Below are 13,535 nucleotides of genomic sequence, written 5' to 3'. Positions count from 1 at the left end.
GCCCAATTTCTGATTATTGTTCGCTGGTGTCGCCGATGGCCGTTTCGCGGCGCAGCTGGCTCTTGAATGTCGCGCTTTCGATGTACTCGCGATAAACGAAGTCAGCATACTTGCCATCCAGGATGTTGGGATGGCGATCGACCAGACCCGACACCTCGGTAACGGTGCGGCGGTTGCGGCGATCCCGATTGGGCGTGGCCACCAGTGGCTGCGTTTTGCCATACGAAACAACAGCTTCCAGACGCGAGCGGGAAATACCCTGTTGCGCGAAGAAGTTGACGACCGCTTGCGCGCGGCGCAGACCCAGACTGTTGTTGTAGGACTGGGATCCGACGGCGTCCGTGTGGCCGTACACGCGGAAACGTGCTTCGGGGAACTGTTTGATCCAGTTCGCCTGATACAGCAGAATCTGGCGTGCTGCCGAATCCAGCTGCGCACTGTCGAACGCAAAGTTGATCTGGGTCGGAACCTCGGCAGCGAATCGCTGCGCCAGGATCTGGCCATAGGTCAACTCGCCGTTCATGACCTGGATATTGTTCAGCGTTGCGTTGCCGAATGCGCCCTGGTCCACTTCATAGCCGGCCTCACGGGTACAGCTGGCGACAGCGACTGTAAGACCCAGTGTGATGATCCACTTCTGCATTGGTCTGTCCTCCCTATCAATCCAGGACGTAGCCGTAGGAGTTGCCAAAGTCCTGCTTGGCGACTTCCGATGCGGCTCCATTGCCAACCCGTTCCGTCCGGGCAGTTCTGCCGTTCATGAACAGGTCGAATTCGCTGGGCGGCTTCACGCGGTCGGTCGGCAGCGCCAGGGCTTCGCCACGGGTCGGGGAAACCAGATGCGCGGTGATGATGATCACCAGTTCGCTCTGCTCGCGCTGGTACTCCGCGCTGCGGAACAATGCACCCAGAACAGGTACGTCACCCAACCACGGGATTTGGTTGCTCAGGTCGGTAAAGTCGTCCTGAATCAGGCCGGCGATCGCAAAGCTCTCACCATCTCGCAGTTCGACCGTTGTGCTGGTCTGGCGCGTGATGAAGCTGGGGACCGTGTCACCGTTGATGGTGAAGTTCGAGCTGGTGTCGATACTGGACACCGCCGCCGCCATCTCAAGGTTGATCAGGTCACCGTCGACGACGCGCGGAACGAAGTCGATTTCGACACCGAAAGCCTTGTATTCAATGGCAACCACACCGTCATCCTGAGGAACCGGAATCGGCACTTCACCACCGGCGAGGAAGGTTGCCTCCTGCCCGGACAGTGCCGACAGGTTCGGCTCGGCCAGGCTACGGGCCAGACCCTTGGCTTCCAGCGCTTCCAGCAGCAGCCGGACCTGGGTGGAGCCTGCGCCAAAGCCGAACAGAATCGCGCCAGTATTCGACTGAACCGCCGGGATGTTGTTGGCCAACGCGTTGCTCAGGGACAACTGGTTGTTCAGCGTGTTGATACCACCGGTCGCGTCACCGCCGGAAAAACCAAGCGAGGCGGACAGGTTCTTGGCGACCGACCGGTTCATCTCGGCAAAGCGGACTTTCAGCATGACCTGCTGTACGCCGCCGACATTCATAAGGTTCGACACACGCTCGGGCGCATAGCGCTCGGCCAGTTCCAGAGCACGTGCCAGTTTGGCTGCGCTGGAAACCGTGCCCGAGAGAACGATGCCGTCATTGGCGGTACGCACTTCGATTCGCTCATTTGGCAGAATCTGGCGCAGGCGCTCTTTGAATTCGGTCACATCGGGCGCAACGCGAACGCGGACGTTCGTGATCAGGTTTCCGGCGCCGTCAAACAGTGTCAGCGTCGTCATGCCTGGTGCCTTGCCCAAGACGTAGATTGTGCGGTCCGAAAGCGACGAGATGTCCGCAATGCCGGCATTCGCGATGCTGAGCTCTGCAAACGGCTGTTCGCTTTCAACCACGATGGCGCGGTTCATGGGCACATCCAGCGTTTCCGCCGTGCCTTTTTTGACCACGCGAAGATTTTGGGCCCAGGCGGAATCGCCGACCGGGCTCAGAACTAGGGCCAACCCCAAAAGGGTCGAACCAATCAAGGAACGTATTGTCATGTGACCTGCCTCTCCGATCACCACTCTATTTTTTTGGGTCTTATGCCCTATGGGGACGAACTCTGCGCGAATTCCGGATTTATTGCAATAATCAAGGGTTTCTGGAATTTTCCTTATGTGGACAATGCGCAACAACCCAAACGAAACGAGCCGCGCATTATGCGCGGCTCGGGCTTGGTAACGCTCTGAATGGGCGTCAGTTTGTGCAGGGGATCGGGGTCTCGACGATCTGGTCGCCGCGGCGAGTCCGGATGGTGCAGACCTTCTCTGCCTCTTTCTTCGGTGCGGGGGCTGCTTCTTCGATTCCCAACAGTTTGCGTTGGTCAACTTCGATCGCACTTGCGATGGTTTCATCCTGAACCCCGACCAAGGCCAGAGACAGGCGTCCGGTGTTTTGCGCCTGCGCCAGGGCCGCGATCTGTTCCGGCGTGGCGGCAACGGTGACGGTCCGGGCAATGGTCGTGCCGGTCACATCCGATCCTGCCGTCTGATCGACGGCGATCAACTCGATATTGGTCTGGATCAAGCGGGTGATTTCGCCGTTTGCCCCCTCGACCGCGCTGCGCAGCGATCCGGTCCAGTACACATCAACAACGTCGCCGGGGCGAAGAAAGCCCGAAACGCCCGAGGCAACATCAACACTGATGGCGAACGCGCGCATACCTTTTTCAAGACGCGAGGTCAGGCCGGCCAGCTCACCCGGTCGGGTGATCTTGACCTCCATGATGGCCTCGTCCTTTTCCATGGTGCGCAGAACAAAGCGTTCATTGTTGCCGGTTTCCGGGAACAGAACCGTCATATCGGTGAACGAACCTTCCGGAACCGCATTCTCAGGCCATTCCACGACGCGCACATCCTCCTGGGTCAGGCGTTCGCCGTATTTCAGCGGACGTTCAGATACGATCACGCCGACGGTCGGAACGACGTCGACCTTGGCGTTGGCAAGGGCCTCTTCGGCCATTTGCCGTTCACGCGCCAGGGCGTTCTGATACTCGGCAATATAGTTGCGGGCCATATAGACCGCACCGCCAGCCAGGGCGACCCCGACGATCAGGACAAGACCAAATACAGCTCGCATGCGTATACCTCTTTATTGCTCTGGCCGGACCTGTATCGGTCCGGGCAGGACATTGAAACAGCATATTTCGTAAATCGGAATTGTGTCGAAATGTGGGACAAATGGATATTTTTCGTTGTTTTATTGGCACAGAGCGTTGCGAACGAGCATCTCGTGACGTGGCGTCTGCTGTATCCCAGCATGGGTTGCGCGGTGCGGAGAAGGCAGGGGGCAAACGTGAACAACCGCGCCCGGCTGGCGCGGTTGTCATGTGGCCGGTCGGCCAAGTTCCCGAAAATCAGTTGCCGCCGGATCCGTTCGATCCACCGGTGATGATCCCACCAACGGCCGTGTTGCTGTCGCCGGTGCTGATGCTGATTGCCGAGTCGGAAAGGGCCGCCTCAACATCGTCAGCCAAGCCCTCGGTCCCACCTTGGATCAAAGCGTAGGCAATCGCTGCCAGGCCGGTGACGGCTGCGGTCAGGACCACCCAGTCGACGGTGATCGCACCGCTATCATCTTTTTTGAAGTTCCTGATGAACTTGATCATTTCGCGTCCCTCCTGACAGAGTGATTCCGCCCAGTTCCGGTTTCTGATGGCGACCAGAATTCTCGCGGGCACCTAAATACTAGTTATCAAAGACTTAAACGCGGTCTCCGTGGCGGAAATTGGGCCAAACGTGGGCCATGCTTGGCCCGGCGCCCGAAATCCGATGCGCAGCGTCTGTCTTGCTTAAAAGGAAAAGGCCGCGCCCTCAGGCGCGGCCTTGTATCCCGATTGGGATGAAGTCAGCTTAGTTGCTGCCAGCGGTGGTGATACCACCAGCTGCCGAGTTCGAACCGGTGCTGATCGTTGCGCTGGTCAGGGCGCTGGAAACGTCGGTTGCCAGGCCGGTCGCGCCGCCTTCGATCTGCTGGTAAGCAACGGCTGCCAGGCCAACAACGGCTGCGGTCAGAACGACCCAGTCAACAGTTACGGCGCCGTCTTCGTCTTTGCGGAAGTTCTTGATGAACTTGATCATGTTACGTCCCTCCTAAAGGATCAAAAAGTCAATAAAACCTCGGGGTCTTTCAGAGCTTCATCTCTCAGTCGGCTCATGACCGTCTCGGTATGGCACTATGTTTGCCCCTCGTGCGTGGCAGGAATTGGGCCAAACAACGAATTTTTTGCCTCAGGCTTAACTTTTTGGTCACCAATCTGCTAACTAATTGAAATAAATAATAAAAATTTTTCCACACCAACCCGCCACGCTGTTTCGGCGGTGCAAAATTGCGCCAAATGAGGCAAAACCGCCCCAATTCGCTTTGTTTTTCTGGCCTTGCGGGAAGATTCGCGTATCAAATCAACTCAAAAGAACAGATGAGGCAGGCAGAAATGATTTTCCGGGACGCACTGACATGCGCCGGCGTTTTGGCGTTGCTGGTTGCCGTGGCGGCTCCGGCACCTGCTGCGGATATCGAGCCACGCGGCGTTTACAAACGGATCAAGGCTCCCAAAGCGGGGGAACGCCCGCGAGTGACGGTTCAGATCAGTCCGCAAGAACACGCATCAGCACCTTCAGCGCCCAGCACGGGCCCCGATTTGGTCGTGCCCGATATCATAGCCCGGACCAAAGTCCCTCCGGCGGCCTTTCCGGACATAATGAAGAAAAAGACCCCTGAGGGCGCGTACAAGGCGTTCTGGGAAAAGGTATCGCCGGATATGACTCGAGCCGGCCCTGGCCGCCTTGACGAAGCCCTGCAGGCTCTGGCGGCGACCCAGATTTCATCTCCGCGGCTGCAGAACCTTCAGAAGATCGTCGAGCAGCGCGGGGTCGATATTCTCCGTACGACTGTAGGAACAAAAGTGTCGCCAGCGCTGGTCCTTGCGGTCATGTCCGTTGAATCAGGTGGTCGCCCCACTGCCGTCAGCTCGGCCGGAGCACAGGGTTTGATGCAACTGATGCCTGCCACGGCCAAGCGGTTCGGCGTGACCGACAGCATGTTGCCGGAACAGAATATCGCCGGCGGCGTGAAATACCTGGATTGGCTGATGGGTGAATTCAACGACGATCCGATTCTCGTCCTGGCGGGATACAACGCCGGTGAAGGCGCGGTGCGAAAGCACAATGGTGTTCCGCCTTATGCTGAAACGCGGGACTATGTCCCCAAGGTTCTTGCCGCCTTCCAGGTGGCCCGAGCGTTGTGCGCCACTCCGCCGATGCTGATTTCCGACGGGTGCGTCTTTCAGTCCATGAATTGAAAAAGGCCCGCCGAATGGCGGGCCTTGCGGTTTCTCCGTTTGCTCAGCAGTCAGTTGACGATGGTCGCCTCGGTCGCCGCGCGCATCTCTTCTTCGCTGACGCCATCGGCCAGTTCGACGATCTTCAGGCCACCTTCGACAACATCCAGCACGCCCAGGTTGGTGATGATGCGGTCAACCACGCCCTTGCCGGTCAGCGGCAGGGTGCATTCCTTCAGCACTTTGCTGTCGCCGTGCTTGTTGGTGTGGTCCATCACCACGATGACCCGTCCGACGCCGGCCACCAAGTCCATCGCGCCGCCCATGCCCTTGACCAGCTTGCCCGGAATCATCCAGTTGGCCAGATCGCCTTTCTCGTCGACCTCCATCGCGCCCAGGATCGCCGCCGCGATCTTGCCGCCGCGGATCATGGCAAAAGACGTGGCGCTGTCGAAATAGGCGGTGCGGGGCAGTTCGGTGATGGTCTGCTTGCCGGCGTTGATCAGGTCGGGGTCTTCTTCGCCCTCATAGGGGAAGGGGCCCATGCCCAGCATGCCGTTTTCCGATTGCAGGGTGATGTCCTTGTCGCCCACATAGTTCGCCACCAGCGTCGGAATCCCGATGCCGAGGTTCACATACATGCCGTCTTCCAGTTCCTCGGCCGCGCGCGCGGCCATCTGATTGCGGTCCCAGGGCATTACGCTTCCTCCTTCTTGCGGGTGGTGCGCTGTTCAATGCGCTTCTCGTGCTGACCTTGGATGACCCGGTGCACATAGATGCCGGGCAGGTGGATACAGTCGGGATCCAGCGAACCGCGCGGCACGATCTCTTCGACCTCGGCCACGCAGATCTTGCCGCAGGTCGCCGCCGGCACGTTGAAGTTGCGGGCGGTTTTGCGGAACACCAGGTTGCCGGTGTCGTCGGCCTTCCATGCCTTGACGATGGCCAGATCGGCAAAGATCCCTTCCTCGAGGATGTAGGTCTCGCCGTTGAACTCCTTGTGCTCCTTGCCCTCGGCGATCACGGTGCCGACGCCGGTCTTGGTGTAGAAGCCCGGGATGCCCGCGCCACCGGCGCGCATGCGCTCGGCCAGGGTGCCCTGCGGGGTGAATTCCAGCTCAAGCTCGCCCGACAGGTACTGGCGCATGAATTCGGCGTTCTCACCGACATACGAGCTGATCATCTTCTTGACCTGCCGCGTCTGCAGCAGGATGCCGATGCCGAAATCGTCGACGCCCGCGTTGTTCGAGGCAAAGGTCAGATCCTTCACGCCCGACTCCTTGATCGCTTGCAGCAGCAATTCGGGAATGCCGCACAGGCCGAACCCGCCGGCCGCGATCAGCATGCCATCCCGAAGTATCCCATCGAGGGCCTCGGTGGCATTGGCATAGACTTTCTTCATGGAAAACTCCCCCAATGACATGGTGATGGGCAGGTTGTGCCGCCACGTCATTGGGAAGTCAATGAAACCCGCAGGCGGGTGGTATTTCTACCTAACCGCCCGTGGGGGCTTGGATCAGCCGGCTTTCTTCTTGGTGGCTTTCTTCTTGGGCGCGGCCTTTTTGCGGGTGCCTTTCTTGGCGGCCTTCTCATTGGCCAGCTCCACCGCCATTTCCAGCGTCACGTCTTCGGGCTTGATGTCCTTGGGCAGGGTCGCGTTGACCTTTTCCCACTTCACATAAGGCCCATAGCGCCCATCCAGAACCTGGATCGCGCCGCCATCGGGATGCTCGCCCAGTTCCTTCAGCGGTTTGGCCGCAGCCCGTCCGCGCCGCCCGGGATTGGCGCGCTTTTCCGCCAACAGTTCGACGGCGCGGTTCATGCCGATTTCGAACACGTCGTTGGGATCCTTGAGGTTGGCATAGACCGGCTTCGCCTCGTCCGGCAGCTGGTGCATGATATAGGGACCGAAGCGCCCGAAATTGGCGCTGATCATACCGCCCTCGGGGTGTTCGCCAATCTCGCGCGGCAGGCTCAGAAGGGTCAGCGCCTTCTCAAGGTCCATGTCGTCCTTGCTCCAACCCTTGGGCAAAGAGGCGCGCGGCGGTTTCTTGTTCTCGGGCGTGGCTTCGCCGCGCTGGACATAGGGGCCGAAGCGTCCGGATTTCAGCCAGATCTCATCCTCGCCATCCATGCCCAGCATGCGTTCCTCGCCCTCGGCGCCTTCACCGGCGATGGGGCGGGTATAGGTGCATTCGGGATAGTTCCCGCAGCCCACGAATCCGCCGGTCCGCGAGGTTTTCAGGTGCAGCCGTCCGACCCCGCATTTGGGGCAGATGCGCGGATCCGAGCCATCCTCGCGCGGGGGATACAACTGCGGGGCCAGTGCCTCGTCCAGTTTGTCGAGCACTTCCGAAATCCGCAGCTCTGACGTCTCGGCGATCGCGGCCGAGAAATCGCGCCAGAACTTGGAAAGCAGGTCCTTGTAGTCGCGGGCGCCGGCGCTCACCTCGTCCAGCTGCTCTTCGAGGTTGGCAGTGAATTCGTATCCCACATACTGGCGGAAGAAATTCAGCAAGAAGATCGTGACGATCCGGCCCTTTTCCTCGGGGATCAGGCGGTTCTTGTCCTTGCGGACGTAACCGCGGTCCTGAATCGTGGTGACGATCGAGGCATAGGTCGAGGGTCGCCCGATGCCCAACTCCTCCATCCGTTTGACCAGGGTCGCCTCGGTATAGCGCGGCGGCGGCTGGGTGTGGTGTTGCAGCGCCAGAACCGCCTGGTATTCCGACAGGATGGCCTTCTTGTCCGCGCCGTCGGCGGTGGCCTTGTCAAACTGATCCTTCAGCGTGGCCTTGGCAAAGCGCGCCGGATCACCCTGCATGATCTGGGGCAGACGCTTGTCATCCTCATCCTCGACATCGTCGCGGCCTTCCTCGTAGACGCGCATGAAGCCGTCGAATAGCACGACCTGACCGGTGGCGCGCAGGCCGACCTGACCGTCATCGCTGCCGATTTCGACGGTGGTGCGTTCCAGCCGCGCGGCCGCCATCTGGCAGGCGATCGTGCGCTTCCAGATCAGATCGTACAGCTTGCGCTGATCGTCATCCGACAGTTTCAGGGCGGCCGCATCCTTGGTCATGTCCGTGGGCCGGATGCATTCGTGCGCTTCCTGTGCGTTCTTGGCCTTGTTCTTGTACATGCGCGGGCTGTCCGGCACGTATTCGGCACCGAACCGGTCCTTGATCGCGTCCCGCGTGGCGGCAACGGCCTCGGGTGCCATGTCGATGCCGTCGGTTCGCATATAGGTAATGTGTCCGGCCTCGTACAAACGCTGCGCCACCTGCATCGCGTGGCGGGCACCCATGCCGAATTTGCGGCTGGCTTCCTGCTGCAGGGTCGAAGTCATGAACGGCGCGCTGGGGTTCCGCGCGGCCGGCTTGGCCTCGACCGAGGTCACGCTCAGCGCGCGGCTGGTGATGGCCTGCACTGCCAGTTCAGCCTGGGTGGCGTTGGCGATGTCATGTTTGTCCAGCTTCTTGCCGGCCAGCGTGACCAGACGCGCCTCATAGGTCTGGCCGCGCGGCGTTTCGAACAGCGCCTTGACCGACCAGTATTCGACGGGCTTGAAGGCCTCGATCTCCATCTCGCGCTCGACGATCAGGCGCAGGCAGACCGATTGCACGCGTCCGGCCGATTTCGCGCCGGGCAGCTTGCGCCACAGAACCGGCGACAGGTTGAAGCCGACCAGATAGTCCAGCGCGCGCCGGGCCAGATACGCCTCGACCAGAGGCATGTCCACCTCGCGCGGGTTCTGCATGGCCTTGGTCACCGCATCCTTGGTGATGGCGTTGAACGTCACGCGGCTGACGGCCGTATCCTTCTTGATCGAGCGGCGTTTGGTCAGCGCCTCCTGCAGGTGCCAACTGATCGCCTCGCCCTCGCGGTCGGGGTCGGTTGCCAGGATCAGCGCGTTGTCATCCTTGAGCGCGTCGGCGATGGCCTTGACGTGTTTGCGGCTGTCCGTGCCGACCTCCCAAGTCATCGAAAACTCGTGGTCGGGATCCACCGATCCATCCTTCGGAGGAAGGTCGCGAACGTGGCCGTAAGAGGCCAAGACCGTGTAGTCGGGGCCAAGGTATTTATTGATTGTTTTTGCTTTGGCCGGGGATTCTACAACAACTACAGGCATTTAGTTAAAAACCTCGCTCGACGGATTGGGCGCCTTCTATGGCCGTGCAAAATGTGTAGGGCAAGATGGATTTGTCAATGCACAGTCTGAAAGGCCCGAAATCCGGCCTAATTGAGACCGGCGGCCCGGGTTGGAACCACCTCGGCAGATTAGACGGCGAGGCTCAGCAAACCGCCCGGTTGGCGACGGATCAAACCATCCAGCTCCAGATCGGTCAAAGCGGGGCCGATCACGCTGGCGGGCGCATCGACATCCCGGATTAACTGGTCCTCGGCCAAAGGCGAAGGCCCCAACCGTTCCAGGATTCGGGCGTGGAGCGCCTCGGGAGGAGTGATTGTCTGCGCGACGGGCGCCGTGTCGGGGACAGGTTCGGGCGCTCTGCGCGGCTGCGGGGGCAGGGCGTCGATTACATCCTGCACGCAGCGCACAAGTGTGGCGCCTTCGCGGATCAGAAAATTACAGCCGGCGGCGCGGGCGTCGAACGGATGGCCGGGCACGGCAAGAACCTCGCGTCCCTGGTCCAGTGCGTCGCGCGCCGTGATGAGGCTGCCGGACTTGGCGGCAGCCTCGACGACGACGACGGCCTGAGACAGCCCCGATATGATCCGGTTGCGGCGAGGAAAGTGGCGGGCCTGCGGGGTCACGCCCATTGGTTGTTCGGAGATGCGCAATCCTCTGGTTGCGATGTCGCAGGCCAGTTCCTTGTTTTCCGCCGGATAGATGATGTCGACGCCACCTGCCATGACCGCAACGGTTCCCGTTTGCAGCGTGGTCAGATGCGCGGCGGTGTCGACGCCGCGGGCCAGTCCGGAGACGACTACATAGCCACTCTCACCCAGACCACCTGCCAGAGCCCGCGCCATCCTGGTTCCCAAGGACGAACAGTTGCGGGCGCCGACAAGCGAGATCATCGGGCGCTGAAGCACCGAAACGTCGCCTATTGCCCAAAGCAGAGGAGGGGCATCGTTCAGATCGGTCAGTGCCATAGGATAGTCGGCGGCCCCAAGGCACAAAAGCCGCGCTTTGGCGGTTTTTGCGGCCTTGAGTTCCGCCTCGATGACGCCGGGCGGGCATATTTCATACCCTTCAATTCCGGCAGCGCGTGCCAATTCCGGCAATGCGGCCAGCGCATTCTGCGCCGAGCCATGTTCGTGCATCAGGCGCCGGAACGTTGCCGGGCCAACTTTGCGCGAGCGCAACAGGCGAAGCCAGGAAAACCGGTCCTCTTCCGTGGTGGGTGGGAGTGGGGGGTGATTGGAAGAAAGCTGCTCTTCGGTCATCCGTCGCTCCGCCTGATTGCAGAACTGGTTTACGGCGTGACGGGTTAACAGCTTGTGAATCGCAGAAAATTTTAGCGTGTTCCAGTGTGGGTTTCGCGGAATGGGTGCGCAAATATTTGAAAGTAATAACTTTTCTCAGGCCGCCTATTTCGATGCGCTACGGTTCATTCCTTTTGTGGCCGGCAGCACGGATTAACCATGGTGCCGGCCGAAGGCGCGCGATTCGCATCAGGCGGCCGATCCTCCGACCGTCAGCCCCTCCATCAGCACTGTGGGTTGACCCACACCCACGGGCACCCACTGACCGTCCTTGCCGCAGGTTCCCATGCCGGGATCCAGGGCCATGTCGTTGCCCAGACCCCGGATACGTTTCAACGCTGAAGGACCGTCGCCGATCAGCGTTGCGCCCTTGACCGGCGCGCCGATTTTGCCGTTCACGACCCGGTAGGCCTCGGTACAGCTGAACACGAATTTGCCGTTGGTGATGTCGACCTGGCCGCCGCCGACACCCACGGCCCAGATGCCGTCCTTGATCTCGGCCACCAGATCCGCCGGGTTGGCATCGCCGCCCAGCATGATCGTGTTGGTCATGCGTGGCATCGGTTTGTGCGCATAGCTTTGCCGGCGCCCGTTGCCGGTGGGGGACACGCCCATCAGGCGCGCATTCTGCCGGTCCTGCATGTAGCCAGTCAGGATGCCGTCTTCGATCAGCACGGTGCGCGAGCCCGGTGTCCCCTCGTCATCCACGGTGATCGATCCGCGACGATCCGGGATCGTTCCGTCATCCACCACGGTCACGCCCTTGGAGGCGATCCGCTGCCCCATCAGCCCGGCAAAGGCCGAACTCCCCTTGCGGTTAAAGTCTCCTTCCAAGCCATGCCCGATGGCCTCGTGTAGCAAAATTCCGGGCCAGCCGGGGCCCAGTGCAACTTGCATCACGCCGGCCGGAGCGGCAACGGCGTCAAGGTTGACCAAAGCAATGCGCAGCGCCTCTCGGACCTTATCCTGCCAATCGGACGGGTCAATCAGGCCGTCCAGACCAACGCGGCCGCCACCGCCGGCCGATCCGCTTTCGCGTCGGCCGTTCTGTTCGACGATGACCGACACGTTCAGGCGGGTCATCGGACGAACGTCGCGTACCATGGTGCCATCGGGGCGGAGGATCTCGACCTCTTGCACGGACGCGGCGATCACGGCGCTGACCTGGACCACCCTGGGGTCCAGATCGCGCGCAAATCCGTCGATTTCGCGCAGAGTCTCGACCTTGACCGGGAAGCTGGCGGATTCGATCGGGTCTGCATCCGTATAAAGCTGCTTGTTTGTGCGCCTTGGCGCGTCGGCCAAAGTGCCGCCGCCGTCACCAATCGCCAGCCGGGCGGTTTCCGCAGCACGTTTCAGCGAGGGCATTGATACATCGGTCGAGTGGGCATAACCGGCCACATCACCCTGCACGGCACGCAGCCCGAATCCCTCGGAGGCATCGTAGGATGCGGTGCGCAGGCGCCCATCGTCAAAGGCAAGTGTTTCGGATTTCCGACGCTCTACAAACAGCTCGCCGTCTTCGGCCCCGGCGGTGGCCGAGCGCAGTACGGCCAGTGCCTCGTCATGCGGCAATGCGGTCTCGAACGGGCGAAACGGGGCTTGAGTCATGGGTTGCGGCCTTTCGCGTTTGATCCAGATCAAAAATAGCGTCTGTTTGACGCAAGCATTTTGCTTTATCTACCTCCCGGAATATGGTTTTTAACGCGGCCAAAGACAACGGGAGAGGTGTGACCGATTCACACCTGTTCGCCAGAGACGCAAAGATCAAACGATCAGGACAGAAAATGAAGAATGCTTTGATGCTTTCGGGGGTGTTCGCAGCCCTCTCCAGCCTTCCCGCCATGGCTCAGGATCTTGAGATTATCGGCAAGCCGGTCGACGGCGGCATGGGCTTCCAGCCGGCGGCCACCAGCCTGGCCGAAGGGATTCACCGCCTTGACGGTATGATTCTGGTTATCATCACCGCGATCTGTCTGCTGGTCGCAGGCCTGCTGGTATACTGCATCGTGCGCTACAACCAGCGTGTAAACCCGACCCCGGCGCGGTTCTCGCACTACACCCCGGTCGAGATCGCCTGGACCATCGGCCCGATCCTGATCCTGGTCTTCATCGGAGCGTTCTCGCTGCCGGTGCTGTTCAAGCAGCAGGAAATCCCCGAGGGTGAAGTCGTCATCAAGGTGACCGGCAACCAGTGGTACTGGACCTATGAATATGTCGATCACGACTTTGCGTTCGACAGCTACCTGCTGGGTCACCCGGCCACCCTGGACGAAGGTGCACGCCCCGCCGATGCGGATGTAACCCCGTTCGTTCTGGACGATGCGATGCGTGCCAAGCTGGCCGATGCCGGCTACAGCGAGGATGAGTGGCTGCTGGCCACCGACACCGCAGTCGTGGTTCCCGTCAACAAGGTGGTTGTGATGCAGGTCACGGCGGCCGACGTGATCCACTCATGGACGATCCCGGCGTTTGGCGTCAAACAGGACGGCGTTCCGGGCCGTCTGGCCGAGCTGTGGTTCCAGGCCGACAAGGAAGGCATCTACTTCGGCCAGTGCTCCGAGCTGTGCGGCAAGGACCACGCCTACATGCCGATCACCGTCAAAGTCGTCAGCGAAGAAGCCTATCAGGAATGGCTGCAGGGCGCGTTGGACGAATACGCCGGCCAGCCGGCGTCGTTCCAGATCGCCTCGAACTGACGATCCCGGGGCCTGAGGCCCGATCGAAACCAAGGACAGGC

Annotated in this window: 12 protein-coding genes; 2 read left to right on the top strand and 10 right to left on the bottom strand. The window is 60.8% G+C overall.

Features of this window, described 5'->3' with window-relative positions:
- Positions 1-13: 13 nt before the first annotated feature.
- The 5 genes from ACR0BA_RS15230 to ACR0BA_RS15210 all read right to left on the bottom strand — a co-directional run bounded on the left by ACR0BA_RS15230 (position 14) and on the right by ACR0BA_RS15210 (position 4,145).
- Entirely contained in the window at positions 14-643 is a 630-nt protein-coding gene (locus ACR0BA_RS15230; protein WP_093962756.1) for an OmpA family protein, read from the bottom strand.
- 16 nt (positions 644-659) lie between these two features.
- Positions 660-2,066, bottom strand: a complete 1,407-nt coding sequence (locus ACR0BA_RS15225; RefSeq protein ID WP_093963039.1) for a type II and III secretion system protein family protein — start codon at positions 2,064-2,066, stop codon at positions 660-662.
- Positions 2,067-2,262: 196 nt separating this feature from the next.
- Positions 2,263-3,144, bottom strand: a complete 882-nt coding sequence (gene cpaB / locus ACR0BA_RS15220; protein ID WP_170358187.1) for a Flp pilus assembly protein CpaB — start codon at positions 3,142-3,144, stop codon at positions 2,263-2,265.
- Positions 3,145-3,421: 277 nt separating this feature from the next.
- Positions 3,422-3,673 (bottom strand): hypothetical protein, encoded by a 252-nt coding sequence (locus tag ACR0BA_RS15215; RefSeq protein ID WP_170337531.1) that lies wholly within the window; start codon positions 3,671-3,673, stop codon positions 3,422-3,424.
- A gap of 244 nt (positions 3,674-3,917) precedes the next feature.
- On the bottom strand, positions 3,918-4,145 hold the full coding sequence (locus ACR0BA_RS15210; RefSeq protein WP_093962753.1) for a Flp family type IVb pilin: 228 nt from the start codon (positions 4,143-4,145) through the stop codon (positions 3,918-3,920).
- A gap of 338 nt (positions 4,146-4,483) precedes the next feature.
- On the opposite strand from ACR0BA_RS15210, the gene ACR0BA_RS15205 reads away from it, so the two are divergent.
- Positions 4,484-5,365, top strand: coding sequence for a lytic transglycosylase domain-containing protein (locus ACR0BA_RS15205; RefSeq protein ID WP_254430689.1), 882 nt, complete (start codon positions 4,484-4,486; stop codon positions 5,363-5,365).
- Between the two features lie 50 nt (positions 5,366-5,415).
- On the opposite strand, the gene ACR0BA_RS15200 is transcribed toward ACR0BA_RS15205, so the two are convergent.
- The 5 genes from ACR0BA_RS15200 to tldD all read right to left on the bottom strand — a co-directional run bounded on the left by ACR0BA_RS15200 (position 5,416) and on the right by tldD (position 12,406).
- On the bottom strand, positions 5,416-6,042 hold the full coding sequence (locus ACR0BA_RS15200) for a CoA transferase subunit B (protein WP_480728743.1): 627 nt from the start codon (positions 6,040-6,042) through the stop codon (positions 5,416-5,418).
- Complete coding sequence (locus ACR0BA_RS15195; protein WP_040634234.1) at positions 6,042-6,746, bottom strand: CoA transferase subunit A; 705 nt, start codon at positions 6,744-6,746, stop codon at positions 6,042-6,044. Before ACR0BA_RS15195 ends, ACR0BA_RS15200 begins: the two co-directional genes overlap by 1 nt.
- 114 nt (positions 6,747-6,860) lie before the next feature.
- Positions 6,861-9,476: a type I DNA topoisomerase gene (gene topA, locus ACR0BA_RS15190; protein ID WP_480728741.1), complete on the bottom strand. Its 2,616-nt coding sequence runs from the start codon at positions 9,474-9,476 to the stop codon at positions 6,861-6,863.
- Between the two features lie 149 nt (positions 9,477-9,625).
- Positions 9,626-10,756, bottom strand: coding sequence for a DNA-processing protein DprA (gene dprA, locus ACR0BA_RS15185; RefSeq protein ID WP_480728739.1), 1,131 nt, complete (start codon positions 10,754-10,756; stop codon positions 9,626-9,628).
- 228 nt (positions 10,757-10,984) lie between these two features.
- Positions 10,985-12,406, bottom strand: a complete 1,422-nt coding sequence (gene tldD / locus ACR0BA_RS15180) for a metalloprotease TldD (RefSeq protein WP_480728737.1) — start codon at positions 12,404-12,406, stop codon at positions 10,985-10,987.
- Positions 12,407-12,582: 176 nt separating this feature from the next.
- On the opposite strand from tldD, the gene coxB reads away from it, so the two are divergent.
- Complete coding sequence (gene coxB, locus ACR0BA_RS15175; RefSeq protein WP_480728735.1) at positions 12,583-13,494, top strand: cytochrome c oxidase subunit II; 912 nt, start codon at positions 12,583-12,585, stop codon at positions 13,492-13,494.
- Positions 13,495-13,535: the final 41 nt, after the last annotated feature.

Source organism: Ruegeria sp. CI5 (genome assembly GCF_056536885.1).
The sequence above is the reverse complement of the archived record's forward strand: the minus strand, read 5'-3'. Positions and strand labels throughout refer to the sequence as shown.

What these genes read in the sequence shown, in the direction of transcription:
- dprA (WP_480728739.1), bottom strand. Translation starts at nt 10,756, where the DNA reads ATGACCGAAGAGCAGCTTTCTTCCAATCACCCCCCACTCCCACCCACC.
- tldD (WP_480728737.1), bottom strand. Translation starts at nt 12,406, where the DNA reads ATGACTCAAGCCCCGTTTCGCCCGTTCGAGACCGCATTGCCGCATGAC.
- ACR0BA_RS15200 (WP_480728743.1), bottom strand. Translation starts at nt 6,042, where the DNA reads ATGCCCTGGGACCGCAATCAGATGGCCGCGCGCGCGGCCGAGGAACTG.
- ACR0BA_RS15195 (WP_040634234.1), bottom strand. Translation starts at nt 6,746, where the DNA reads ATGAAGAAAGTCTATGCCAATGCCACCGAGGCCCTCGATGGGATACTT.
- ACR0BA_RS15210 (WP_093962753.1), bottom strand. Translation starts at nt 4,145, where the DNA reads ATGATCAAGTTCATCAAGAACTTCCGCAAAGACGAAGACGGCGCCGTA.
- ACR0BA_RS15225 (WP_093963039.1), bottom strand. Translation starts at nt 2,066, where the DNA reads ATGACAATACGTTCCTTGATTGGTTCGACCCTTTTGGGGTTGGCCCTA.
- topA (WP_480728741.1), bottom strand. Translation starts at nt 9,476, where the DNA reads ATGCCTGTAGTTGTTGTAGAATCCCCGGCCAAAGCAAAAACAATCAAT.
- ACR0BA_RS15230 (WP_093962756.1), bottom strand. Translation starts at nt 643, where the DNA reads ATGCAGAAGTGGATCATCACACTGGGTCTTACAGTCGCTGTCGCCAGC.
- coxB (WP_480728735.1), top strand. Translation starts at nt 12,583, where the DNA reads ATGAAGAATGCTTTGATGCTTTCGGGGGTGTTCGCAGCCCTCTCCAGC.
- ACR0BA_RS15215 (WP_170337531.1), bottom strand. Translation starts at nt 3,673, where the DNA reads ATGATCAAGTTCATCAGGAACTTCAAAAAAGATGATAGCGGTGCGATC.
- cpaB (WP_170358187.1), bottom strand. Translation starts at nt 3,144, where the DNA reads ATGCGAGCTGTATTTGGTCTTGTCCTGATCGTCGGGGTCGCCCTGGCT.
- ACR0BA_RS15205 (WP_254430689.1), top strand. Translation starts at nt 4,484, where the DNA reads ATGAGGCAGGCAGAAATGATTTTCCGGGACGCACTGACATGCGCCGGC.